The 23,829-nt window shown below is 67.7% G+C and carries 28 protein-coding genes; 9 read left to right on the forward strand and 19 right to left on the reverse strand.

Features of this window, described 5'->3' with window-relative positions; genetic code table 11:
- The first annotated feature begins 142 nt into the window (after positions 1-142).
- On the forward strand, positions 143-1,021 hold the full coding sequence (locus D6860_RS20295; protein ID WP_017469437.1) for a mechanosensitive ion channel family protein: 879 nt from the start codon (positions 143-145) through the stop codon (positions 1,019-1,021).
- Between the two features lie 79 nt (positions 1,022-1,100).
- Here the strand turns inward: D6860_RS20295 and sfsA are convergent, their stop codons facing one another.
- Positions 1,101-1,817 carry a DNA/RNA nuclease SfsA gene (gene sfsA, locus D6860_RS20300; RefSeq protein WP_076623268.1) on the reverse strand — a complete coding sequence of 239 codons (717 nt, stop codon included), beginning with the start codon at positions 1,815-1,817 and terminating at the stop codon, positions 1,101-1,103.
- Between the two features lie 46 nt (positions 1,818-1,863).
- Between sfsA and D6860_RS20305 the strand changes: the two genes are divergently transcribed.
- From D6860_RS20305 to D6860_RS20320, 4 genes are read left to right on the forward strand one after another with little or no spacing between them, the layout of a single operon-like run.
- Entirely contained in the window at positions 1,864-2,586 is a 723-nt protein-coding gene (locus tag D6860_RS20305; protein WP_017468480.1) for a competence/damage-inducible protein A, read from the forward strand.
- Positions 2,583-3,308, forward strand: a complete 726-nt coding sequence (locus D6860_RS20310) for a GNAT family N-acetyltransferase (protein WP_076623267.1) — start codon at positions 2,583-2,585, stop codon at positions 3,306-3,308. Before D6860_RS20305 ends, D6860_RS20310 begins: the two co-directional genes overlap by 4 nt.
- Before the next feature lies 1 nt (position 3,309).
- On the forward strand, positions 3,310-3,879 hold the full coding sequence (locus D6860_RS20315) for a peroxidase-related enzyme (RefSeq protein WP_076623266.1): 570 nt from the start codon (positions 3,310-3,312) through the stop codon (positions 3,877-3,879).
- On the forward strand, positions 3,851-4,786 hold the full coding sequence (locus D6860_RS20320) for an OmpA family protein (RefSeq protein WP_076623265.1): 936 nt from the start codon (positions 3,851-3,853) through the stop codon (positions 4,784-4,786). The genes D6860_RS20315 and D6860_RS20320 overlap by 29 nt, the downstream gene beginning before the upstream one ends.
- Before the next feature lie 60 nt (positions 4,787-4,846).
- On the opposite strand, the gene D6860_RS20325 is transcribed toward D6860_RS20320, so the two are convergent.
- The 8 genes from D6860_RS20325 to D6860_RS20360 form a co-directional block, all read right to left on the reverse strand.
- A complete protein-coding gene (locus D6860_RS20325) occupies positions 4,847-5,200 on the reverse strand; it encodes a YigZ family protein (protein ID WP_017469118.1) in 354 nt (117 codons plus the stop codon).
- Positions 5,201-5,272: 72 nt separating this feature from the next.
- On the reverse strand, positions 5,273-6,040 hold the full coding sequence (locus D6860_RS20330; protein ID WP_076623264.1) for an ion transporter: 768 nt from the start codon (positions 6,038-6,040) through the stop codon (positions 5,273-5,275).
- A 151-nt stretch (positions 6,041-6,191) separates the two neighbouring features.
- On the reverse strand, positions 6,192-7,097 hold the full coding sequence (locus D6860_RS20335; RefSeq protein WP_017467781.1) for a LysR family transcriptional regulator: 906 nt from the start codon (positions 7,095-7,097) through the stop codon (positions 6,192-6,194).
- A gap of 201 nt (positions 7,098-7,298) precedes the next feature.
- Positions 7,299-7,859 carry a type 1 glutamine amidotransferase domain-containing protein gene (locus tag D6860_RS20340; protein ID WP_017467780.1) on the reverse strand — a complete coding sequence of 187 codons (561 nt, stop codon included), beginning with the start codon at positions 7,857-7,859 and terminating at the stop codon, positions 7,299-7,301.
- Between the two features lie 118 nt (positions 7,860-7,977).
- Positions 7,978-9,987, reverse strand: coding sequence for an NADPH-dependent 2,4-dienoyl-CoA reductase (locus tag D6860_RS20345; RefSeq protein ID WP_076623263.1), 2,010 nt, complete (start codon positions 9,985-9,987; stop codon positions 7,978-7,980).
- A gap of 62 nt (positions 9,988-10,049) precedes the next feature.
- Positions 10,050-10,652 carry a class I SAM-dependent methyltransferase gene (locus D6860_RS20350; RefSeq protein ID WP_076623262.1) on the reverse strand — a complete coding sequence of 201 codons (603 nt, stop codon included), beginning with the start codon at positions 10,650-10,652 and terminating at the stop codon, positions 10,050-10,052.
- Entirely contained in the window at positions 10,649-11,173 is a 525-nt protein-coding gene (locus D6860_RS20355) for a DUF805 domain-containing protein (protein ID WP_076623261.1), read from the reverse strand. The genes D6860_RS20350 and D6860_RS20355 overlap by 4 nt, the downstream gene beginning before the upstream one ends.
- 14 nt (positions 11,174-11,187) lie before the next feature.
- The gene (locus tag D6860_RS20360; RefSeq protein WP_017468464.1) at positions 11,188-11,778 is read right to left on the reverse strand and encodes an MliC family protein; all 591 of its coding nucleotides are present in this window, start codon (positions 11,776-11,778) and stop codon (positions 11,188-11,190) included.
- A 627-nt stretch (positions 11,779-12,405) separates the two neighbouring features.
- Here D6860_RS20360 and D6860_RS20365 point away from each other — a divergent pair.
- Positions 12,406-13,110, forward strand: coding sequence for a Crp/Fnr family transcriptional regulator (locus D6860_RS20365; RefSeq protein ID WP_076623259.1), 705 nt, complete (start codon positions 12,406-12,408; stop codon positions 13,108-13,110).
- 67 nt (positions 13,111-13,177) lie between these two features.
- Here D6860_RS20365 and msrA read toward each other — a convergent pair whose 3' ends face one another.
- Both msrA and msrB read right to left on the reverse strand, forming a co-directional pair.
- Positions 13,178-13,684 carry a peptide-methionine (S)-S-oxide reductase MsrA gene (gene msrA / locus D6860_RS20370; RefSeq protein ID WP_017468172.1) on the reverse strand — a complete coding sequence of 169 codons (507 nt, stop codon included), beginning with the start codon at positions 13,682-13,684 and terminating at the stop codon, positions 13,178-13,180.
- A complete protein-coding gene (gene msrB, locus D6860_RS20375) occupies positions 13,681-14,130 on the reverse strand; it encodes a peptide-methionine (R)-S-oxide reductase MsrB (RefSeq protein WP_017468173.1) in 450 nt (149 codons plus the stop codon). The genes msrA and msrB overlap by 4 nt, the downstream gene beginning before the upstream one ends.
- 298 nt (positions 14,131-14,428) lie before the next feature.
- On the opposite strand from msrB, the gene D6860_RS20380 reads away from it, so the two are divergent.
- Entirely contained in the window at positions 14,429-15,016 is a 588-nt protein-coding gene (locus D6860_RS20380) for a hypothetical protein (RefSeq protein WP_076623258.1), read from the forward strand.
- Between the two features lie 253 nt (positions 15,017-15,269).
- Here D6860_RS20380 and queG read toward each other — a convergent pair whose 3' ends face one another.
- The 4 genes from queG to D6860_RS20400 form a co-directional block, all read right to left on the reverse strand.
- Positions 15,270-16,313, reverse strand: coding sequence for a tRNA epoxyqueuosine(34) reductase QueG (queG, locus tag D6860_RS20385; RefSeq protein ID WP_076623257.1), 1,044 nt, complete (start codon positions 16,311-16,313; stop codon positions 15,270-15,272).
- A gap of 87 nt (positions 16,314-16,400) precedes the next feature.
- Positions 16,401-17,066, reverse strand: coding sequence for an FtsZ-binding protein FzlA (locus D6860_RS20390; RefSeq protein ID WP_076623256.1), 666 nt, complete (start codon positions 17,064-17,066; stop codon positions 16,401-16,403).
- Positions 17,067-17,181: 115 nt separating this feature from the next.
- Positions 17,182-17,832 (reverse strand): hypothetical protein, encoded by a 651-nt coding sequence (locus D6860_RS20395; protein WP_229743292.1) that lies wholly within the window; start codon positions 17,830-17,832, stop codon positions 17,182-17,184.
- Positions 17,833-17,857: 25 nt separating this feature from the next.
- Complete coding sequence (locus tag D6860_RS20400) at positions 17,858-18,145, reverse strand: hypothetical protein (RefSeq protein ID WP_017469553.1); 288 nt, start codon at positions 18,143-18,145, stop codon at positions 17,858-17,860.
- A gap of 184 nt (positions 18,146-18,329) precedes the next feature.
- On the opposite strand from D6860_RS20400, the gene D6860_RS20405 reads away from it, so the two are divergent.
- On the forward strand, positions 18,330-18,881 hold the full coding sequence (locus D6860_RS20405) for a hypothetical protein (protein WP_076623254.1): 552 nt from the start codon (positions 18,330-18,332) through the stop codon (positions 18,879-18,881).
- 145 nt (positions 18,882-19,026) lie between these two features.
- Here the strand turns inward: D6860_RS20405 and D6860_RS20410 are convergent, their stop codons facing one another.
- From D6860_RS20410 to puuE, 4 genes are all read right to left on the reverse strand, one after another.
- A complete protein-coding gene (locus tag D6860_RS20410; RefSeq protein ID WP_076623253.1) occupies positions 19,027-20,478 on the reverse strand; it encodes a uracil-xanthine permease family protein in 1,452 nt (483 codons plus the stop codon).
- Between the two features lie 69 nt (positions 20,479-20,547).
- Positions 20,548-21,054 carry an ureidoglycolate lyase gene (locus D6860_RS20415; protein WP_076623252.1) on the reverse strand — a complete coding sequence of 169 codons (507 nt, stop codon included), beginning with the start codon at positions 21,052-21,054 and terminating at the stop codon, positions 20,548-20,550.
- Positions 21,051-21,887: a bifunctional allantoicase/(S)-ureidoglycine aminohydrolase gene (locus D6860_RS20420; RefSeq protein WP_083697785.1), complete on the reverse strand. Its 837-nt coding sequence runs from the start codon at positions 21,885-21,887 to the stop codon at positions 21,051-21,053. The genes D6860_RS20415 and D6860_RS20420 overlap by 4 nt, the downstream gene beginning before the upstream one ends.
- A complete protein-coding gene (gene puuE / locus D6860_RS20425; RefSeq protein WP_017468292.1) occupies positions 21,884-23,296 on the reverse strand; it encodes an allantoinase PuuE in 1,413 nt (470 codons plus the stop codon). Before puuE ends, D6860_RS20420 begins: the two co-directional genes overlap by 4 nt.
- A gap of 132 nt (positions 23,297-23,428) precedes the next feature.
- Between puuE and uraH the strand changes: the two genes are divergently transcribed.
- Positions 23,429-23,788: a hydroxyisourate hydrolase gene (gene uraH / locus D6860_RS20430; RefSeq protein WP_076623251.1), complete on the forward strand. Its 360-nt coding sequence runs from the start codon at positions 23,429-23,431 to the stop codon at positions 23,786-23,788.
- Positions 23,789-23,829: the final 41 nt, after the last annotated feature.

Genomic DNA, 23,829 nt, shown 5'->3' on the forward strand with positions numbered 1-23,829 from the left:
GCAGGTTACTTAATGCGTCTCGGCGCGCAATGCCAGTGTCGATGCCGGATGCGCATTCACACCCTTGCGCCCTGCCCGCCCGGGCGTCACTTATGCCGCGCGAACCGCAGGACAGGACTGGAACGGGACAAGGGCCGGAGACATGGAAACGCTCAACAACATCCTTCACACGGACATCTACAACGGCACCTCGCTGTCGGACGTGCTGACGCTCGACTTTCTCGCCTCGCTGCTCGGCAACGTGGTGACCGGGATCCTGATCCTGCTCGTCGGCCTGACCATCGCGGGCTGGCTCAAGCGGCGGATCACCAACATCTCGGACGGACGGGCGCGGCTCGACGACACGCTCTTCGCCTTCCTGGGCCAGGTGGCGCGCTACGTGGTGATGATCTTCACCGTGCTGATCCTGCTCAACAACCTCGGAATCCAGACCACCTCGATCATCGCCGCGCTCGGTGCCGCCGGCCTTGCCGTCGGCCTCGCGCTGCAGGGCACGCTGTCGAATGTCGCCGCCGGGGTGATGATCATCCTCTTCCGCCCGTTCAAGCTGGGCGACTTCATCGAGGTCGCGGGCGAGATGGGCACCGTCAAGGACATCTCGCTCAACACCATCGAGCTTGCCTCGCTGAGCAACACCCAGATCATCGTGCCCAACAGCCAGGTCTGGGGCAACGTGATCGAGAACTACTCGGTCTACCCGACCCGCCGCGCGGAGTGGACCTTCGGCGTGGGCTACGGCGCCAACCTCAAGCAGGCCGAAGAGGTCATCCTGAACACGATCCTGGCCGACGAGCGCTCGAAGCGGGAACCCGAGCCGTTCATCCAGGTCAACAACCTCAACGACAGTTCCGTCGACTTCCTCGTCCGGGTCTGGGTCGATGCGGCGGTGTTCTTCCAGTACCAGGCGGACATGAAGCGCCGGGTCAAGGAGGCGCTCGACGCCGAGGGCGTGCCGATCCCCTTCCCCACCCGTACGCTGCACATCGAGAAGAACGAGGACACCGCCATCGCCGCGCAGTGAGCGGCGGCAGGGATGGGGGCGCTGCCCCCGTCTCCCGTTCCGGGAGACTCCCCCGGGATATTTTCCGGCCAGAAGAAGCTCAGGGCGCGTGGAAGGGCAGCGGCCCTTTCAGAGACACGCCGCCGGGGTCGATTGCACAGTCGAAGGCGAGCACCTCGACGCCCTGCGCTGTGGCCTCGGCGAAGCCCGCGGCATAGGTCGGGTCGATGTCGGCGGCGAGCGTGACCGCGCTGCAATCGGTACGCTGCACGAGGTAGAGGATCACCGCGCGATGCCCGGCCCGCGCCATCGCGGCCAGCTCGGCAAGATGCTTCGCGCCGCGCGCGGTGACGCTGTCGGGAAACTCCGCAAGGCCGGGGGTGCGCGACAGGGTCACGGATTTCACCTCGACATAGGCATCGGGGGCATCGGGCCGGCCCTCGCCGGATAGCAGGAAGTCGATGCGGCTGTTCTCACCGTATTTCACCTCGGGGCGCACGCGCGTGTAGCCCTCGAGGCCCGGCACCCGGCGGTCTTGTAGCGCCGCGCGCAGCATCCGGTTCGGCACGCCGGTGTCGACGCCGGTGAAGGCGCCGGTCTCGTGCTCGACCAGCCGCCAGGCATACTTGAGCTTGCGCTTCGGGTCATCGTTGGGCTCGAGCCAGATTCTCAGCCCCTCGTCCTTCAGGCCCATCATGCTGCCGGGGTTGGCCACATGCGCGGTGATCTCGCGTCCGTCGTCGAGCCGCGCGTCGGCGAGAAAGCGTTTGTAGCGACGCAGCAGCGTGGCCGGGATCAAGGGGGTTTGAAAGCGCATGACCGCCGCCCTATACCATTGCCAGTGCAGCGCCAAGGAGAGCCCGATGACCAACCCCACCGCCGCCATGATCGTGATCGGTGACGAGATCCTCTCGGGCCGCACCCGCGATTCGAACATGAACCACCTCGCCCGCGAGCTGACCAAGACCGGCGTCGACCTCAAGGAGGTGCGCGTGGTCTCGGACGAGCGCGAGGCGATCGTCTCGGCGGTGCAGGCGCTGAGCGCGGCCTACACCCATGTGTTCACCTCGGGCGGCATCGGGCCCACCCATGACGACATCACCGCCGACTGCGTGGCCGCGGCCTTCGGCGTGCACATCGACATCCGCGAGGACGCCTACCAGCTGCTGCACGCCCATTACGACCGGCGCGGTTCCGAGTTCAACGCGGCGCGGCAACGTATGGCGCGCATTCCCGACGGCGCCGCGCTGATCGACAACCCGGTGTCCATCGCGCCGGGCTTCGTGCTCGAGAACGTTTACGTCATGGCGGGCGTGCCCTCGGTCTTCGAGGCGATGGTCGCGAGCGTGCTGCCGACGCTCACCGGCGGCGCGCCGCTCTTGTCGCAGACCCTGCGCATCGAGCGCGGCGAGGGCGAGATCGCCGGGCCGCTCTCGGCGCTCGCCGCCGACTTCCCCGACCTGTCGATCGGCTCCTACCCCTACCAGCAGGACGGGGCCTACGGCGCGAACATCGTGATCCGCGGCCAGGACGGCGCCCGGATCGATGCGGCCATGAGCCGGCTCAACGACCTGTTCCCGGGATGATACCCGGGCTGCCGCGCCTCTACGCCGCCATCGACGGCACCTGGCCCGCGGCGCGCCTGGTGCACACCGGCCCGTGGACGCTGCGCGAAGGCGGTGGCGGCGGCAAGCGCGTGTCCTGCGCCAGCGCCGATGGCGACTGGACCACGGACGACCTTGCCGCCGCCGAAAAGGCGATGCGGATGCTCGACCAGACGCCGCTGTTCATGATCCGCGTCGGCGAAGACGCCCTCGACGCCGCGCTCGACGCGCGCGGCTACAGGCTGATCGACCCGGTGACACTCTGGTGCACGCCGGTCGCGGCGCTCACCGACGTCGAGATCCCGCGGGTCACGACCTTTGCGCTCTGGGAGCCGCTCGCGGTCACCCGCGAGATCTGGGAGGAGGCCGGCATCGGCGCCGCGCGCCAGCGCGTGATGGAACGGGTCAAGGGCCCGAAGGCCGGGCTGCTGGGCCGCATCGACGACCGCCCTGCCGGCGCCGGGTTCTGCGCCATCCACGACGGCATCGCCATGGTGCACGCGCTGGAAATCCGCGCCCCGCAGCGGGGCAAGGGGCTGGGCAAGTGGATGATGCGCCGCGCCGCCGCATGGGCCGGCGAGCATGGCGCCGAATGGCTCGCGGTGCTCTGCCTGACCGACAACGCAGCGGCGAACGGTCTCTATGCTTCCCTCGGCTTCGAGGTCGTGGGACAGTATCACTATCGCATCAACCCCGAGGCATGACATGACCAAGGACCAGCCCACCGCGCTCGACCTGCCCATGGTGGACCCGCTTCCGCCGGAGACGCGGAAATACTTCGACATCTGCGACGAGAAGCTGGGCATGGTGCCCAACGTGCTCAAGGCCCATGCCTTCGATATCGACAAGCTCAACGCCTTCACCGCGATGTACAACGAGCTGATGCTGGCGGACTCGGGGCTGTCGAAGCTCGAGCGCGAGATGATCGCGGTGGTGGTGTCCTCGGTCAACAAGTGCTTCTACTGCCTGACCGCCCACGGCGCGGCGGTGCGTCAGCTCTCGGGCGACCCCAAGCTGGGCGAGATGCTGGTGATGAACTGGCGGGTGGCCGACCTGCCCTACCGCCAGCGCGCCATGCTGAGCTTTGCCGAGAAGATGACGAAGGCCAGCGCCGAGATCGCCGAATACGACCGCGAGGCGCTGCGCGACGCCGGCTTCTCTGAGCGCGACATCTGGGACATCGCCAACGTGGCGGGGTTCTTCAACATGACCAACCGCGTGGCGAGCGCCACGGACATGCGGCCGAATGACGCCTACCACGCCCAGGCACGCTAAGGCCGGCCTCCTTCTGCTGGCGGCGATGGTCGCGCCGGGGATGGCCGCTGCGCTCGAGCTGGAGCTGCCGGCGGGCGCGCGGCTGATGACCGAGCGGACCACCGATCCGGGCAGCTACGCGGTGCCCACCGGACCATGGTCGGAAGACGCCGGCATCCCGGTCAACCGCGTCGAGGGCGCGATCCGCAGGCAGTCCTGGCGCATCGAGGCCACGGACCTCACCACGCTGCAGATCCTCTCACCGCTCCGCGACCAGATCGAGGCAACGGACTATGAAATCGTCTTCCAGTGCAGCGCCGCGGGCTGTGGCGGCTTCGACTTCCGCTTCGACACCGAGGTGCTTCCGGCGCCCGCCATGTATGTCGACCTGACCGCCTTTCGCTTCCTGAGCGCGCGCGGCCCCGACGGCAACTGGCTGAGCCTGCTGGTCAGCCGGTCGAACGCCGCGGGCTACGTCCAGCTCATCCGCGCGGGTGGGGAGGAAACGACCGCGCCCGAGGTCGGCACAGGTGGCGCGCCGGTGACGGCGGACGGGGACCTGATCGCCGAGCTGGACGCTCGCGGCCACGTCATCCTCGACGACGTGACGTTTGGCAGCGGCGCCGCCACGCTCGGCGAGGAGACCATTGCCTCGCTCGACACGCTGGCGGCCTACCTTGCCGAGACGCCGTCGCGCCGGGTCGTGCTGGTGGGGCACACCGACGCGGTGGGTTCGCTCGAGGCCAATACCGCGCTCTCGCGCGAGCGGGCACAGGCGGCCGCGGCCTACCTGCGCGACAAGGGCGTGCCCGGCGCGCGCATCTCGTCGGACGGGGTGGGGTATCTCGCGCCTGTCGCGAGCAACCTGACCGACGCGGGACGCGAGGCGAACCGGCGGGTCGAGGCGATGCTGCTGCCAGTGGAGTAAAGCGGGACCGCGCAGTGGGTTGCAAACCCATCCGACGGCGACCGCTCGGGGCGGAGGCGGTCAGCCTCTCAGGTCTTCGAGGTAGATCCGCACGGCCTCCTGCACGTGGCGGAACCGGTCGCCGCCAAGGTGCTTGCCACCGAACCAGCGGGTGACCACCACGAGATGATCCTGCACGCCCTCGCGTTCCAGCATCCGCAGGATCACCATGCCGGCGCCGCTTTCGCCGTCATCGTTCTTGACCGGCCCGGCCTCGGTCAGCAGCCCCCAGGTGTTGTGGGTCGCCTTGGCGTATTTCTTCTTCCGGCAGAGCTCCTTGACGAGCCGCTTGGCCTCGTCCTCCGAGCTGCACGGCGCGCCCGAGACGGCGTATTTCGAGCCGCGGTCGCTTATGATGTTCTCGATGATCCGCATGGGGCACGGGTCTAGCCGCCCCACCGCCCGAGGGCAACGCCCCCGGCGGGCCCTTGTCGCGGCGCGTGGGGCTCAGCGGCGTTCGTCGAGCCGCGCCTCGATGGCAGCGAGACGGCGGATCACCTCGTCGCGGTAATCCTCGGTCGCGGCATTGGATTCCTCGGCGTGCGCCTCCTGCATCGAGTTCACGATCAGGCCGACCACGAGGTTCACCACCGCGAAGGTGGTGATGAGGATGAAGGGCACGAAGAACAGCCATGCCTGCGCGTGGACCTCCATCACCGGCCGGACGATGCCCATCGACCACGACTCGAGCGTCATGATCTGGAACAGCGAATAGGCCGAGGCGCCGAGCGTGCCGAACCACTCGGGGAAGCTGTCGGAGAAGAGCTTGGTCGCGATCACCGACGAGATGTAGAAGATCACGCCCATCAGCAGGAAGACCGACCCCATGCCCGGCAGCGCCGATACGAAGCCCTCGACCACGCGACGCAGCGTCGGGGCGACCGAAACGACCCGCATCAGACGCAGGATCCGCAGCGCCCGCAGCACCGCCAACCCCTGCCCGGCCGGCACCAGCGCGATCCCCACGACGAGAAAGTCGAAGATGTTCCAGCCGGAGCGGAAGAAGCGGGCCCCGTGGGCCACCAGCTTGGCCCCGAGCTCGGCCACGAAGACCGCGAGACAGGCCATGTCGAGCGCCACGATCAGCCAGCCGAAGCGGGCCATGATGCTGTCGGAGGTCTCGAGCCCGAGGATCACCGCGTTGAACAGGATCACACCCATGATGGTGTAGCGGGTCAGCGGTCGGTCGAGGACGGCAGCAAGGCGCGCGCGCATGTGGGCATGTTCTCCGTTCGGGGTCGCATGGCATCTAGGGAATGCGGCCGCCGCATTCCAGAGGCCCGACGCCGGAGACGGAAAAAGAAGCGCCCCGGTTGCATCCGGAGCGCAGGCGGCCTCGTGCCTTTCGAGACTTGGGGAAACGGTGTTACCAGTCCTGCGGGCCCTTGTCGGCGAACGCATGGGCAAGGAAGTCGATGAAGGCGCGCACCTTCGGCTGGGTGAAGCGGCCCGGCGGGTAGACGGCGTAGATGCCCTGTGTCTCGACCGGCAGATCCGGGATCGCGTCCTCGACCAGCCCCTGCTTCATCGCATCGGCGTAGAGGTAGGACGGCAGGTAGGCGATGCCGAGCCCGGCGATGCAGGCGTTCAGCAGCGACTGGCCATCGTTGACCGAAAGCCAGCCGGCGGTACGGATCTGGCGCTTTTCACCCGAGGGCGCGGTGACCTTCCAGACGTTGCCGCTGGACTGGTTCGAATAGTGCAGCAGCTTGTGCTCGTTCAGGTCGTCGATCCGTGAAGGCCGCCCGAACTTCTGGAAGTAGGACGGCGACGCGATCATCCGCTTGGTGGTCTCGGTGAGCTTTCGGGCGCGCAGGGTGCTGTCCTCGAGTTCTCCGATACGGATGGCCATGTCGAAGCCTTCGGAAATCAGTTCCACGAAGCGGTTGTTGAGCACCATGTTCACGGTGATGTCGGGAAACTCGGCGAGGAACTCGCCCAGCACCGGGCTCAGATGGTTGACCCCGAAGTCGGTGGCGACCGAGATCCGCAGCAGCCCCGAGGGCGCCGACTGCATCGAGGTCACCAGCGCATCGGCCTCGCCGGCGTCGTTGAGCACGCGACGGGCGCGGTCGTAGTAGGCAAGCCCGATCTCGGTGGGCGAGACTCGGCGGGTCGTGCGGTTCAGCAGGCGCGCCCCAAGTCGCGCCTCGAGCGACGAGACGTGCTTGGACACGGCCGATTTCGAGATGCCCATCTTCTTTGCCGCGTCGGTGAAACCGCCCTGGTCCACGACGGTGGCGAAGGCCTCCATTTCGGTCAGGCGATCCATGTCCGTCTCCTCGTTACGTGCTTCTTCAGGGAAACGGTATCGCGGCGAAATCGGGCACAACTTGGACCCGGCAGAGACAATATCTGGATATTGCCGGGGACTGTGTTGGCTCGGGAAACCCTGCCCACCCACTCCGGCGGGCACGAAAAAACCGCGCCCCCGAGGGGACGCGGCTTTCGAAGGTTTCACGGGAAACGGCGGTCAGGCGGCTTTCTGGTTGTGGCGGCCTTCCTCGACCTCTTCCACGATCTTGGCCACGAAGTCCTTCAGATCGTTCGGGTTGCGGCTGGTGACGATGCCGCTGTCTGCAACCACCGGCTCGTCCATCACGCGGGCACCGGCGTTCTTGAGGTCGGTGCGGATCGACGGATAGGCGGTCATCTCGCGACCGGACACGATGTCTGCCTCGATCAGGACCCATGGGCCATGACACACGGCAGCGATGATCTTGCCTTCCTTGGCGAAGGCGCGGACGAGCGCGATGACGCTGTCCTCGACACGCAGCAGATCGGGGTTGATCTGGCCGCCGGGAATGACGATCGCGTCATACCGCGTGGGGTCGGCGTCTTCGATCTTCAGGTCGGCCTCGACCTCGCGACCCCAGTCGGTACCTTCCCAGCCCTTGATCGCCTTGCCGTCGAGCGAGGCGACATGAACTTCGGCGCCCTTCACGCGCAGCTGGTCGCGCGGAAACTCGAGCTCGGACTGCTCGAAGCCGTGGGTTGCGATAACGAGGATCTTTGCGTCGGTAATCTTGGGCATGAGTGCCTCCTTCCGATATGGCGTTTGAAGGGAGAACGCCGACACCGGGGGGTGTGTTCCATCGACCGGAGCGCGCGGGATCACGGCTGCGCGAGCCACTCCCTCCGCAGCGGCGCCCTCAAAGCGTGGCCGCCAGCCGCACCCCCTGATCGATCGCGCGCTTCGCGTCGAGCTCGGCAGCCACATCGGCGCCCCCGATTACATGCACCTCGGTCTGTCCTGGCATGTCGGCCAACTCGCGCAAGCTCTCCTGTCCGGCACAGAGCACAACCGTATCGCAGGCGATGACCTCGCGGGTGTCACCACGGGAGATGTGCAGCCCCGCGTCGTCGATGCGCTCGTAGGTGACGCCGGAGGTCATCTGCACGCCCTTCATCATCAGCGCCGCACGGTGGATCCAGCCGGTCGTCTTGCCGAGTCGCCGGCCCGGTTTCTCGGCCTTGCGCTGGAGCAGCACCACCTCGCGCTCTGGTGGTGCCGGGCGCGGCCCCTCCGGCGCGAGCCCCGAGCGGGCGTCCTCGGGGTCTGCGACGCCCCATTCGCGCAGCCATTCCGGCGGATGCATGGTCGGGCTCTTGCCGGTGACGAGGAACTCGGACACGTCAAAGCCGATGCCGCCGGCTCCGATCACGGCGACCTTGCGGCCTACCGGCGCGCTGTCGCGCAGCACGTCGACGTAACTCAGCACCGACGGATGGTCCTGTCCCGGGATGCCGGGATCGCGCGGCAGCACGCCGGTCGCGACCACCACCGCGTCGAAGCCCGCCAGCGCCCCTGCATCGGCGCGGGTGTTCAGCCGGACGGTCACGCCGGTCTCGGCCAGCATCGCGCCGAACCAGTCGACGAGCCCGTCGAATTCCTCCTTGCCCGGCACCCGGCGCGCCATGTTGAGCTGTCCGCCGATCGCCGCCGCCTGCTCGAAGAGCGTCACGTCATGCCCGCGCTGCGCCGCGGTGATCGCGCAGGACATCCCCGCCGGCCCGGCCCCCACTACCGCGATGCGGCGGGGAGCCTCGGCCGGGGCGATCTCGAGCTCGGTCTCGTAGCCGGCACGCGGATTGACGAGGCACGAGGACACCTTGCCGCCGAAAGTATGGTCGAGACAGGCCTGGTTGCAGGCAATGCAAGGCGCGATCAGCTCGGCCCGCCCCGCCTCGGCCTTGGCGACGAAATCGGGATCGGCGAGGAACGGCCGCGCGAGGCTCACCATGTCGGCGCAGCCCTCGGACAGCAGGTGTTCGGCCACCTCGGGCGTGTTGATGCGGTTCGAGGTGATGACCGGGATGCCGACCTTCCCCATCAGCTTCTGCGTCACCCAGGCCCAGCCAGCGCGCGGCACCGAGGTGGCAATGGTCGGCACCCGCGCCTCGTGCCAGCCGATGCCGGTGTTGAGGATGTTCGCCCCCGCGCCCTCGATGGCCTGCGCCAGTTGCACGACCTCCTCGTGGGTCGAGCCGTCGGGCACGAGGTCGATCATCGACAGCCGGAAGATCACGAGGAAATCCTCGCCCACAGCGGCCCGGACGCGGCGCATGACCTCGACCGGCAGGCGCATCCGGTTCTCGTAGGAGCCGCCCCAGCGGTCCTCGCGCCGGTTGGTGTGGGTCACGAGGAACTGGTTGAGGAAATATCCCTCGGAGCCCATCACCTCGACACCGTCGTAGCCGGCCTCGCGGGCACGGGCGGCGGCGGTGGCGATGTCGGCGATCTGCTTCTCTATGCCCGCCTCGTCCAGCTCGGTCGGCTTGAACGGCGAGATCGGCGACTTGATGGCCGAGGGCGCGACGCATTCGGGACCGTAGGCATAGCGCCCCGCGTGCAGGATCTGCATGGCGATCTTGCCGCCCGCGTCATGCACCCGGTCGGTCACCAGCCGGTTGTTCGCGATGTCCTCGGCGGTGAAGAGCCCCGCGGCTCCGGGAAACACCCCGCCCTCGGCGTTGGGCGCCATCCCGCCCGTCACGATGAGCCCGGCGCCGCCGCGCGCCCGCGCCTCGTAGAAGGCTGCGACGCGGGACCAGTCGCCGCGCTCCTCGAGATTGGTATGCATGGACCCCATCAGCACGCGGTTCTTCAGCGTGGTGAAACCAAGATCGAGCGGGCTCAGCAGATGCGGATAGCGTGTCACGGGCGGTCCTCCTCGCGCGGAGACTGTCAAAGCGGCGGTGCGCTGTCTCTGCAAACGTCGCGTCAGAGCCTGCGCGCGACGAGGAAGCGGCTGGGCAGCTTCGGCGGGTAGTCCCCGGTCTCGAGGATCTCGAAACCCGCGTCGCGGATCGCCACCTCGACCGCCTCGGGCTTCAGGAAACGGAAGGACGGCGCCTTGCCCAGTCGTTGCAGGAGCCAGACGACGGGCCGCAGATACCACCGCGCACCGACGCATGGTGTCTTGGAGATGAAGAGCCCATCGGGCGCCAGCGCCGCATGCACATGGGCAAGGCAGCCCTCCATGTCCTCGAGCAGGTGCAGAAGGTTGAAGGCGAGCACGGCATCATGCGGCCCGCCCGCGAGCGCCTCTTCGATGCCGGCACAGCGGAAGCGCAGGTTATTGGCGGTGCAGCGGGTCTCGGCGATGCGGATCATGCCGTCGGCGTAATCCGTCGCAATGATCTCGCGCACCGAGGGCGCGAGCTTGCCCGCCGTCGTGCCGGTGCCGCAGCCGAGCTCCACGACCCGCATCTCGGGGCTGAGCCAGTGCCGCACCCGCGCGAGCGTCGCCTCATAGGCAGCCTCGTCGCCGATCGGCCGGGCGGCGTAGCGCTCGGCGATGGCATCCCAGAAGCCGGCGCTCATGCGCGCGGCGGCCCAAAGGTGTTTTCGCCCGGGTCCGACGGCCGCGTGAGCCACCAGATCATCAGCACGAGCAGGACAAGCTGCACCAGCCAGATGACGATCATGCCGATGCCGCCGGCGATCATGCCCGCGCCCGGATCCATCGCCTGCCCCGCGCCTTGGCCCATGCCTGCTCCGATACCGGTGGCGAAGATCATGCCGCCGAGGGTCACGAACATGAGCCCCACCGTCACGAGAAAGGGCAGCAGCAGGTACCAGCCCGGGCGGCCGCTATCGTGCAGCCGCCGCCAGCCAAGGCCGAGCGTCGGCAGCAGCACGCCCAGCTGGAACAGCCCCGAGAGCACCTGGTTGGCCTGCCCGGTCCGAGGGTCGCTGCCGAACAGGGCGAGGTCGACGAGCGACAGCACGACCGAGCCCGCCACCACGAAGAGGATCCACCACCAGTATTCGGAACGGGACGCGCGCCCCGAGAAGGTCGCGTAGGTTCGAAAGCCGTTCTTCACGGCGCCTGCGAAGGTCATGTCTGCCCCCTTTTCTAACCCATGTCATCCTGCACGCAGGCCATCTCTGCCCCGTCGGCGACTGCAAAGCGCGCCTCGCCACCCTTGGACCAGAACATCAGCGGGCCGTAGAACCACGCGTCCGAGGCATATTTCGCGCCCGAGCCCGCTTCGACCTGCGGCAGCACGGCGATGTTGTCGCCCCAGCGCAGCGCCACCATCGGCGCGGCGGTGTTCACGAAGGCCGCCGAAAGCGGCACGTCGAGACCCTCGCAGACATAGGGGAACGGCCCCAGCGAGGCGCCGTCTTCCGCGCGGGCGTCGGCATAGCCCTGGCGCAGGTCATAGATGCGAAAGGCGTATTCGTTCGCGGTGCAGGTCTCGACGCCCATGTCGGATTTCCAGCAGTCGTCGCGCCCCTTGATCCAGCCGCGCTGCGTGGCCTTCAGGGTCTTCAGCCGCTCGGCGTCCATGTTCGGCCCATTCACCGCGGCGTGGTAGAGCCGCGCCAGTTCCAGGTCCATCTCGGCGAGCGCATCGGAAGCGCAGACCGCTTCCTCGGCCGAGGATCGCGCCTTGCTGCAGTCGAACGAGGGAGCAAGGGCGGCGGCGGGCGCCGCCAGCACGAAAGGGAATCCTAAAACCGAAAGGACCCGGAAAACGCCTGGGAAACCTGAAATCATGGCAATGTCTCTGCTGAAATGAATGAAGACGTGCCCGAGCCTACCACCCGCCCTTCCCGCGACAAAGAAAAAGCGCACGTAGGCCTCGCGACCGGCTGCCGACCCGGTTCAAGGACACGACGCCCCGGAATCTTTCCCCAGCGTCACCGGGGCGACACAGCGCCGCGCGAAACCGACATATCCATACATGTCGAAGCCAACCAAATGTTCCTACGGACGGTCCGTGGTGCCCAAGGCAGGCTTTCTTTAACGAGTGCCTAGTGGAAATGAGTTCATCCGGCTGTCGCCTCGGGTGACAGCCGGATGCGCCCGTTGGCGCTCGGGCGCCCCATGTTCTGATCGGCTGCGCCCGATCAGCGCAGTATATCGTTTTGCCCAGAATCCCCATTCCCCCCTACAGATCACGATTGTAAGATGTCCGGCGGGTCCATCGATTTTTCGGGCCTCGAAATGATTTTCAGATGGGGGAACTGCTGTGCTGGAAGTCGTCTTTCGGCTGCTCGGGAATCGCTCGCACCGTTTTCATCGTTGCGCAGACGCGTGCCCCCGGCGCAAAGGACGCCGGTCCTCATGAAAGCGAGCTGCGCCTATCCCGAACTTCTCGACATCGCACTGCTCGACGGGCTGCCTCTGCAAGTGCGCTCCGACTTCCTCGACCGCTGCAAGCTGCGCTACTGCAGCGAACAGACGACGATCCTAACCCAGAGCGAGCATACCTCGGGCCTGTTCATCATCGCGCGGGGCCGGGTCGCGGTCACCTACCTCGGGCCGGACGGTCACATGAGCGTCATCCATGTCGCCATGACCGGCGAGGTGCTCGGCGACACCGAAGCACTGGCTGCAGCCCCGTGCGCCGCCACCTGCACCACCCTGCCGGATACCACGCTCCTCTATTGTCCCACATCGCATCTCGTGGAGCTCGCCCAGTCGCCGGTCGTGCTTCGGAACCTTGCAAGGATCCTGCTGGAGCGTCTCAGACGCGACAATCACTACCGGGTGCTCGAACGCTTCCAGAGCATCGAGGAACGGCTCTGCAGCTACCTTCGCCAGTTCAGCACGCCGCAGGATCCCCTCATCCGCATGAGCCAGACACAGCTTGCAACCCTGTTGGGATGCTCGCGGCAAAAGGTGAACCGGATGCTCAACCTCCTTCAGGATAGCGGCGTCGTCGATCTCGGCCGCAGCCGGATCCGCGTGCTGGACCGGGACGAGCTCGAACGCCGCGAATACGAGCGGCGCGAGCGCGACTTGACCGAGACCCGCCGCGCCGGCTGATGCGGAACGAAAAACGCCGGCCCCCTCGGGGCCGGCGCTTGTCATGTTCCTTTGCATGCCTTCGGGTTCACTCGGCGGCGTCGCGCCGCGGCAGCACCCATCCGGGCCGCGGCCAGTGGCAGGTGTAGCCCCCGGGATACCGGACGAGGTAATCCTGGTGCTCGGGTTCGGCCTCCCAGAAGTCGCCAACCGGCTCGACCTCGGTCACCACCTTGCCCGGCCACAGGCCGCTGGCGTTGACGTCGGCGATCGTGTCCTCGGCCACCTGCTTCTGCGCGTCGTCGACGTAGTAGATCGCCGACCGGTAGCTCAGACCGACATCGTTGCCCTGCCGGTTCAGCGTGGTCGGATCATGGATCTGGAAGAAGACCTCGAGGATCTGCCGGTAGCTGATCTTTTCCGGATCGAAGAGGATCTCGATGCCCTCGGCATGGGTGCCATGATTGCGATAGGTAGCGTTCGGCACGTCGCCCCCGGTATAGCCGACGCGGGTCTTCTCCACGCCGGGCAGCTTGCGGATCAGGTCCTGCATTCCCCAGAAGCAGCCCCCTGCGAGTACGGCGCGTTCGGTCATGCCACGTCCTCCACCTGGTCGAGATAGGCGCCGTAGCCCTCCGCCTCCATGTCCTCGCGGGGAATGAAGCGCAGCGACGCCGAGTTGATGCAGTATCGCAGCCCGCCCCGGTCGGGCGGGCCGTCCGGAAAGACGTGCCCGAGATGCGAATCTCCGTGGGTCGAACGCACCTCGGTGCGGATCATCCCGTGGGTGGTGTCGCGCAGCTCCTGCACATGGGCCGGCTCGAGCGGCTTGACGAAGCTCGGCCAGCCGCAGCCGCTTTCATACTTGTCCGACGAGGCGAACAGCGGCTCGCCCGACACCACGTCGACGTAGATGCCCGCTGCCTTGTTGTCGAGATAGGCGCCCGAGCCCGGTCGCTCGGTGCCGTTTTCCTGCGTGACCCGATACTGCTCGGGATCGAGCGCCGCGATCACGTCGGGGTTGCGGTCGTAAGTCGCCATTAGGGTCCTCCATCGCGTTCTGCTGCATAAGATGGGTGTTCCCTGTATCAATGCAAAGGGTCTCTGGTCGGCCTGCCCCCGCCGTGACCGCAGGTCGGCCCGCGCGATTTCCCGCCAGCGCGCACAGGGCGCCGGGAACCGGCGGAGAAGCGCCCGGTCCGGACGCGGCGTTCCGGCGGCGCACCGCCGCTTTCCGGTCTGCCGCCGGATCGGGGGATCCGAACCCGCCTCCCGGTCATTACCTCACTGATCGACGCGACGATGCGTCGGCTCAAACGGACCCAAAGGAGGAACCCCGATGACCATCCGTTCGACCAAGCTTGGCCTTGCCGCCCTTCTCGCCGCCACCGTTTCCTCGGGCGCGGTTCTCGCGCAGAGCGCGGATGACAGCACCTCGATGACCGCCGATCCCATGGCGCAGTCGGAAAGCCAGGTCGAGACCGGCACCACCATGGAGAAGTCCGACAGCACCATGGGCTCCGGCACCACCATGGAAAGCGAAACGACCATGCAAAGCGGCAGCGGCATGGAAGCCGAAACCGCCATGGAGACGGAAACCGGTGAAGCCCCCGAAACCATGGGCGAATTCATGGCCGACCTGAACGGCGATGGCATCGCGATGCCGATGGGCGACATTTCCGAAGATGCCGAGGTCACCACCAAGACGCTCGGCGATCTCGAGGGCGAAGGCGCCGAGAACAGCGCGTCGATCGACAACGCGCTCGCCAAGGCGCAGACCCAGCTCGACATGCTGCAGACCCGCATCGACGGCAGCGAGACCCTGAGCAGCGCCCTCGAAGAGGAAGGTTACACCTCCGACGACGTGCTCGGCGTGTACCAGACCGCCGAAGGCTCGGTCACCATCCTGATCGACGACCGCGCCTGATCGGAGACGAGGTTTCGCGGTCCGGTCCTTCTCCCTCGGGACCGGGCCGCGATGTCGTGCGGGCAGGCGGCCGTCGGTGCCTCCTCGTGAAACGGCAAGGGATCGCACGGGCACTTCCCCATTCCGTGAGGTCTCTTCGCATCGCCGGCGGAAGCTCCCATGTGTGGAGCAGAGGCTTCTCTCATACCCAAGGCACGGCCTCGGGGCGTCGGCCTGCCCTCCGGCCGGCGCCCTTTTCACATCCGGCGTCACCTCAGGCGGGCAGCCGCGCCGCCGCCCAGCGGGCCGCATCGCGCACCGCGTCGTCGACATCCTCGCACAGCGCCTGAACGGCGGGCCGCAGCCGCGCGTCCCCCGAGTTCCCGATGGCATAGCAGACGTTGCGCACGAAGCGGTCCCGGCCGATCCGCTTGATCGGCGAGCCCGAGAACCGCGCCCGGAAGCCCGCGTCGTCGAGCGCCGCCAACTCTGCCAGCGGCGGGCCAAGCAGGTCGGGACGGGCGTGGTATTTCACCTCCCGCGAGGCGCGGGCGAACTTGTTCCAGGGGCAGACCGCGAGGCAGTCGTCGCAGCCGTAGATGCGATTGCCGAGCCCCGGCCGCAGCGCCTCGTCCACCGGCCCCTTGTGCTCGATGGTCAGGTAGGAAATGCACCGCCGCGCATCGAGCTGGTAGGGCGCCGGGAAGGCGTTCGTGGGGCAGACGTCGAGACAGGCCCGACACGACCCGCAGTGATCGCGCTCCGCTTCGTCCGGCGCAAGCGGCAGCGTCGTGAAAATGGCCCCGAGAAAGAACCACGACCCGAGCGACCGGCTCACCAGGTTGGTGTGCTTGCCCTGCCAGCCCAGCCCCGCCGCCTCGCCCAGCGGCTTCTCCATCACCGGCGCGGTGTCGACGAAGACCTTGATCTCCGGCGCGGGACCGTCGCGCTCCGCCTCGGCGATGAGCCAGCGCCCCAGCCGCTTCAGCTTCTTCTTCACCACGTCGTGGTAATCGCGGTTCTGCGCGTAGACCGAGATCGCCGCCCTGTCGTGCTGCTCAAGCACCGCCAGCGGATCGTGGTCGGGGCCGTAGTTCTCGGCCAGCATGATGACCGAGCGCGCCTCGGGCCAGAGCGCCGTGGGATCGCCGCGCCAGGCGGTGCGCTCCGCCATCCAGCCCATCTGCCCGTGCCGGCCCGCCTCCAGGAACTGCGCCAGCCGCGCCGCCACCTGCGGCGTGTCGCCGGGACGGCACACCCGGCAGGCCGAGAACCCCACGGCCTCCGCCTCGGCGACCAGTCTCGCTTTCAGCGACACGCGCGCGCGCCTTCTTCTGGCCGGAAATATCCCGGGGGAGTCGCGCGCAGCGCGACGGGGGCAGCGCCCCCGACGCGACCTGCGGGATCAGAAGTCGAGGTCGGCATAATGCGGCGGGGGCGGGAAGCCGGGGATCTGGTCCGCGAGGATGTTGCGGAACGCCGGGCGCGACTTGATCTTGGCATACCAGTCCTTGACCGACGCCTGCCGGTTCCAGTCCACGTCCGAGATGTAGTCGAGCGCCGAAAGATGCGCGGCCGCGGCGAAATCGGCCAGCGTCATCACGTCGCCGGCGAGCCAGCGGCGGTGGTCGAGCAGCCAGGCCATGTAGTCGAGGTGGTACTTGATCGCCTTGGCTCCGGCCTTGACGTTGCTGCTGTCCGGGAAGCCCTGCTTCATGATCTTCTTGTTCACCCGCTCGTAGAGCAGCTTCGACGTCACCTCGTTGTGGAACTTGTCGTCGAACCAGCCGACCAGCCGGCGCACCTCGAAGCGGGCATCGGCCGAGCGCGGCATCAACGCCGGCTCGGGGTATTTCTCCTCGAGCCATTCGCAGATCGCGGCGCTTTCGGCCATGGTCTTGCCGTCCATGCGGAGAACCGGGACCTTGGCCGCCGGATTGCGTCGCAGGAAGTCGGTGTCCTTCTCCCAGTAGCGTTCCTCGACCAGTTCACACTCGATCTTCTTCTCGGCGAGACTGAGCCGGACCTTGCGGCAGAACGGCGAGAGCGGCACGTGGTAGAGCTTTGCCATGGGCACATCGTATCCGGGAAACAGGGAAAATCCGAGTGCCTGTTTGCACCCGTTCCGCTCCGGTTTCAACTGCCTGCGCGCCAGGATGCAATGCGCCGCCGGTCTGCGCGGGCCTTCAGACCACCTCGATAACGTCCTTGTCGATGGCCAGAACGTAGCCGCGGCGGGCGATATTCTTGACCAGGAGCGCGCTCACCATCTGGTTGCCGAGCCCGTCGCGCAGCCGCTTTATGCGTGTGGCGCCGGCGGCTTCCTCGCAGTCGGCGGCGTCGCGCCCCGAGATCATCGACTCGATCTCGGCGCCCGACAGCATCTCGTCGTCCATCCGCGCCTCGGCCAGCACCGCCAGCGTCTCGATCAGCGCTGCCGTCAGCTTGAACCCCATGGTGTTGAGGTAGACCGTGTTCTCCTCGCGGTCGATGATGAGCGAGCTGACCTGTATCCCCGAGCGCTCGATCTGCGCCATGCGCCGGTTGAGCACCACCAGCATGACAAGGAACACCAGCGCCGCCACCAGCAGGGCGGTGGCGAAGACCAGCAGCACGAAGATCACCATGCGGTAGCTCGCCAGCGTGTCGGAAAAGGCGGTGCCCGACTGGGCGAGGATCTCGAGCAGCTTCACCTCGGCCTGCCCGGTCAGGTCGTCGTTCTCGATGAACAGCCGCTCGACGCGCGCGTTGAAGGCGTTTGCGTCGGGCAACGTCAGCATGAGCAGCGCCCCGGCGGCGGCGAGCAGCGCGACGATGGCGGCGATTCCCGCCCCCACCAGCCGGGTTCCGGCGCGGCGCGCCTCAGTAACGGAGGAAGAAGTCACCGGCGTTCGCCTTCTTCTTGTCACCCGGCGTCTCGGTCGAGAGGCCCACGACGTTCAGCAGGGTCCAGCCCCCGCCCGCGAGACGCGGGCGCAGGAGATCGGCCGCCTCGGCCCCGGGCGGGCAGTCGCCCCCGGGCAGCCGGGCGATCCCGTAATGCAGGCGCAGCGGGCCGTCCTGCTTGGCCTTGTATTCGACGTAGCAGTCTGCCTGCGCCGCGACGGGCAGGCAGAGCGCCAGAAGAAGGGGAACGAGGATGCGTTTCATGCCCGCGAACCTGCGCGGAGCGCCGCCGCGATTCAATAGCAGAGCGGCGGTGTGCCGCCGGATATCCGATAACAGCGAGCCGATATTGCCCGATTTCGCGATTGCCGGGAAAGGTCCGGCTCAGGGCGTCGCCCCACGGGTGGCGCCGTGATGGACCACGAGACAGCCCAAGGGAGAGCCCCCCATGTCCAGACCCTTCATCGCCGCGGTGCTGGCCGCCGCCCTCGCGGTGACCACCGTCGCCGCGTCCTCCGCCCGCGCCGACCAGATCGACACGCAGAAGACCCTCCAGCAGCTCGGCACCGGCGCGGTGCTCTACATGCTCGGAAATGCCATCGGCAATGCCCGTGCGGACGACGACGACGATGACGACGACAAGAAACGGTATGCCCATGACCGCTGGCAGGACCGCGACGACCGCCTGCCGCGCGTGATCGGACCCGCCGGCCAAACGCACAAGAAACGCGCCCGCCGCGTGCTGCCCCGCGAATGCCTGCTCGAGGTGCGCGGCGGCAACACGGGCCCGGTGATGGGCAAGGGCTGCCTGAAGCAGAACGGCTGGGAGACCGACAGGCTGCCGGCCCGCTGCCAGCTCAAGGTGCGCTACCCGAACGGCAAGGTCCGCAAGGTCTTCGCCGCGAGCTGCCTGCGCCGCGCCGGCTACGACATCGGCCCCGCCCACGAGCGGACCCACTGGCCGCGCGAATGGAAAGACAACCGCCGCTGGGGCAACTGATCCGGCAAGGCGCGGCTTGTCCCGTCCGCGTCCTGCCGAGACGCGCGCGGAGAGAGTGAGGCTCTCCGCGCGTGTCACGTAACGAACGACGCCCCCGCAGAGCTCTGCGGGGGCGTCGGTGTTGCGGATGGTCCCGTGAAGGGGCCTATTCACCCGGCGTCTTGTGGCCCGCCATGCCGCCGGTGATCTCTTCGGTGGAATCCTCCGAGAGCGGCGTCGGCAGCACGAGGTTGAGCACGATGGCCAGCAGCGCCGCCGGCAGGATGCCCGACGCCCCGAGGATGCGCAGCGTGTCCGGCAGGTGCTGCAGCGCGTTCGGCGCCCCCGGCGGCACGTTCAGCACCTCGAGCTGAAGCCCGAGGCCGATCGACAGCGACACGGCAAAGATCACCATGTTGCGCTTGTCCCAGACCACGTCGGCCAGCATCGACATGCCCGAGGCCACGACCATGCCGAACATCACTATGACACCGCCGCCCAGCACCTCGATGGGCACCGTGCGGATCACGCCGCCGACCTTGGGCACGAGCCCGCAGACGATCAGGAAAACCGCGCCGATGGTCACGACGTGCCGGCTCATGACGCCGGTCATAGCGATGAGCCCGACGTTCTGGCTGAACGAGGTGTTGGGGAAGCCGCCGAACAGGCCCGCGATGGCGGTGCCGATGCCGTCGGCATAGGTCGCGCCGGCGATTTCCTTGTCGGTGGCCTCGCGGCCCGCGCCGCCCTTGGTGATGCCCGAGACGTCGCCCACGGTCTCGACCGCCGAGACGAAGGCCATCAGGCAAAAGCCCACGATCGCCGCCAGCGAAAGGTCGAAGCCGTATTTGAAAGGCACCGGCAGGGCGAAGGCCGCGGATCGCTGCCAGCTCGCGACGACGCTGTCGAAGGACAGCACACCGATGGCCAGCGCGTAGAAGTAGCCCACGATGATGCCGACAAGCACCGCCGAGATCGACAGCAGCCCGCGCGTGAAGAACTTGATGGTGAGCGTCACGATGATCACCACCAGCGCCGTCGACCAGCTCGCGATGCCGCCGTAGCTCTCGGCGCCGCTTGCCTTGGCGGGCACGCCACCCGCCGCGTACTCGATGCCGACCTTGACCAGCGCGAGACCGATCATGGTGACCACGAGGCCGGTGACCAGCGGTGGCAGCGCGAAGCGGATCTTGCCGATCACGCTGCCGAGGCAGGCGTGGAAGATGCCGCCGACGACGATGCCGCCAAACAGCGCGCCCAGCGCCGCGACCCCCTGCCCCGCCACGAGCGGGATCATGATCGGGATGAAGGCGAAGGAGGTGCCCTGGACGATGGGCAGCCGCGCGCCGACCGGCCCGACGCCGATGGTCTGGAACAGCGTCGCGATGCCGGCGAACAGCATCGACATCTGGATGAGGTAGAGCAGCTCGGGGAAATCCGGGCTGTTCGAGCCGAAGCCGAAGCCCGCGGCCCCGGCAACGATGATCGCCGGCGTGACGTTCGAGACGAACATCGCCAGCACGTGCTGGATTCCCAGCGGCACCGCCTTGGCGAGGGGCGGCATGAAGTCGGGGTCGGCCAGTTGCGCGGGCGTGCCCAGCGCGCCTTTTTGGGTCATTGTTCTTGAACTCCCTGTCCGTTTTGTCACCGCTGCCTCTTTCCGGGCATTCGCGGGAGGAGCGGCCCCTCAGGGGCCGGTTATGAGCACCGGCTCCTCCAACCAGTGTTCCTCGAGGTTGGCGCTCTCGCCGATCCGGTCGACCACCGCGAAAACGCCGGGCGCGTGAAGCGGCGTCAGGACCCCGTGCCACGTTCCCCTGTGGAAATTGATAGCCTGTCCGGGGGCGGCCACGAAAGCGTGAACGGCGCCCGGGGGCCCTCCGGGACCTGTTCCGGGCTCGGCAGTGATTACCAACCAAGCATTCCGGTGCATCGGGATGAACGCCTGGCTGCCCTCGGGGTGCCGCTCGACCATTTCGAGCCGGTAAGGCAGGCTGCGCGGCTCGGCGTCGAACAGGCTGATCCCGGCGCGCCCGCCGGGACCGAAATCAAGCGCGGCGCGGTCGTGGTAGCGTCCGCAGAGACCCTGGTTGATGATCTTGTCGGGCGCGCCGCCGATCTCGAGCACCTCGCCGAAGGGGGCGAAGGCGCTCGACGTGAGCGGCTGCGCGGCAATCTCGCGCAGCGCGCTCATGGCAGCGCCAGGCCCGGGTGCCGGTTCACGTCCTTGTAGAGCAGGTAGCGGAAGGTCTCGGTGCCGGTGGCGATGCAGGCCTGCGGGCAGAAGGCGCGCAGCCACATGAAGTCGCCCGGTCCGACCTCGACCCAATCCTTGTTCAGCAGGTAACGCGCCGTGCCGGACAGCACGTAGAGGCCGTGCTCCATGACATGCGTCTCGGCAAAGGGAATGCGGCCTGCGCTCTCGATGCTCACGATGTTGACGTGCATGTCATGGCGCAGGTCAAGCGGATCGGCGAAGCGCTGGGTCGACCAGACGCCGTCGCAGTCGGGCATCGCCACGCGCGGCACCTCGGCCTCGTGGGTGACGAAGGCCTCGGGCGGGGTCATGCCGGCGGCGGGCCGCCAGCGCTTGCGCACCCAGTGGAAGCCGCAGGGCACGTCGCCGGTGTTCCACAGCGTCCAGACCGCGCTGGGCGGGATGTAGGCGTAGCTGCCCGGACGCAGCTCGTAGCTGTCACGGCCAAGGGTCAGCCGCGCGGTGCCATGCGCCACGAAGAGCACCGCCTGCGCGTCGTGGTCGGGCTCCGGGTCGTTGCTGCCGCCACCGGGCGCGAGTTCCACCGCGTATTGCGCGAAGGTCTCGGCAAAGCCCGACATCGGCCGCGCGAGAATCCACAGCCGCGTGCCGGTCCATTCCGGCAGGAAGCTGGTGACGATGTCGCGCATCACCTGCGCGGGGATGACGGCATAGGCCTCGGTGAAGACGGCAGAGCCTTCGGGGTCGCCGTCCTGCCCCGGCAGGCCGCCGGGCGGGAAGGCATAGTTGGGAATCGGGTCGTGTTTCAAAGCAAGCTCTCCAGCCGCAGCCGCGCGATCCGTTCGACCTGACGGCAGGCTTCGCCGAACTCGGTCTCGGTGTCGTTGGCGACACGGCGCTCGAATGCGGCGAGGATACCTGACTTGTCGTGATCGCGCACGGCAATGATGAAGGGGAATCCGTGCTTCTCCGTATACGCGGTGTTGAGCTCCGTAAAGCGGGCACGTTCCCCGTCGGTCAGCGCGTCCAGCCCGGCACTGGCCTGCTCGGCGCTGCTCTCGTCGGTCAGGCGTTTCGCCGCCGCGAGCTTGCCGGCCAGGTCCGGGTGTGCGGTCAGCACGCCCATCCGCTCCTCGCGCGAGGCGGTGCGCAGCACCCGCGCCAGCGCATTCGCAAGCCCCGCCGGACGGTCGTGCGCCGGGCCGAGCTCGAGCTCGAAGGCGCGCTCGGCCACCCACGGCGAATGCTCCACGATGCCGCCGAAGGTGCCGACGAAGGTCTCGCGGTCCATCTGCGAGGGGCGCACACGCTTTACCGGCGGGTGGGTCGCCGCCCAGTGCTCGGCGATCTCGATGCGACGCGGCGTCCAGACACCGGCGAACCCGGCGATGTAGTCGAGAAACCGCTTGAGCCCGGCGATCTTGCCCGGCCGCCCGATCAGGCGGTTGTGCAGGCCCACCGACATCATCGCGGGCTTGCCGGCCATGCCCTCGGCGTAGAGCACGTCGAAGCTGTCCTTGAGATAGGTGAAGAACTGCTCGCCCTCGATCCAGCCGGGGCTGACCGAGAACCGCATGTCGTTGGCCTCGAGCGTGTAGGGGATGACGAGCTGGTCGCGGCCCTCGACCTCGATCCAGTGGGGCAGATCGTCGTCGTAGGTGTCCGAGATGTAGTCGAACCGGCCGGTGGCCGCAGAGAGGTGCACCGTCCTGTCCGAGCCGCGCCCGGTGTACCAGCCGCGCGGCGGCTCGCCCACGACCTCGGTGTGCAGGCGGATCGCCTCGTCGATGGCGGCGCGTTCCTCCGCCTCGGGCATGTCCTTGTGTTCGACCCACTTGAGCCCGTGCGAGGCGATCTCCCAGCCGGCATCCTTCATCGCCTCGACCTGCTCGGGGCTGCGGGCAAGCGCAGTGGCGACCCCGTAGATCGTCAGCGGGATACCCGCGCCGGTGAAGAGCCGGTGCAGCCGCCAGAAGCCGGCACGGGCGCCGTATTCATAGATCGACTCCATGTTCCAGTGCCGCTGCCCCTGCCACGGGACGGCGCCGGGAATGTCCGACAGGAAGCCCTCGGACGCGGCATCGCCGTGCAGGATGTTGTTCTCGCCGCCTTCCTCGTAGTTCAGCACGAACTGCACCGCGATCTTCGCGCCGCCGGGCCATTTCGCATCGGGGCGGTCGGCGCCATAGCCGATCATGTTGCGGGGATAGCGCTGCATTCGGACACTCCTGGGCTTGGGTCGTTGTCATCCCGCGACAATCAGGCTCTAGTCGGCCGCGACCCGAACGGGCGGCGCCGATCTTCGCGGGCGCCGCCTTTATCAGCATTGTCACCGGAAGGAGCAAGAGGAATGGCCGAGGGCTACCTGACCACCCACGTTCTCGACACCGCGCGGGGCCTGCCCGCCCAAGGCGTGCGCATCGTGCTTTACCGTCTCGAGGGCGAGAGCCGCACGCTGCTGGCCGAGACCGTGACCAACGACGACGGCCGCACCGACAGCCCGATCCTGCCGAAGGAAAGCTTCGCGCCCGGCACCTACGAGCTGGTGTTCGCCGCCGGCGACTACCTGCGGGCCACCGGGCAGGCAGGGGCCGACCCGCTGTTTCTCGACGAGATCCCGCTGCGCTTCGGCATGGCCGACCCAGAGGCGCATTACCACGTGCCGCTGCTGCTCTCGGCCTACGGCTATTCCACCTATCGCGGAAGCTGACGCCGGCCTCACCGTTTCGTGCGCCACCTGCGGTTGCCGTG

The organism is Salipiger sp. D13, from assembly GCF_003703915.1.
GTDB lineage: Bacteria > Pseudomonadota > Alphaproteobacteria > Rhodobacterales > Rhodobacteraceae > Salipiger > Salipiger profundus.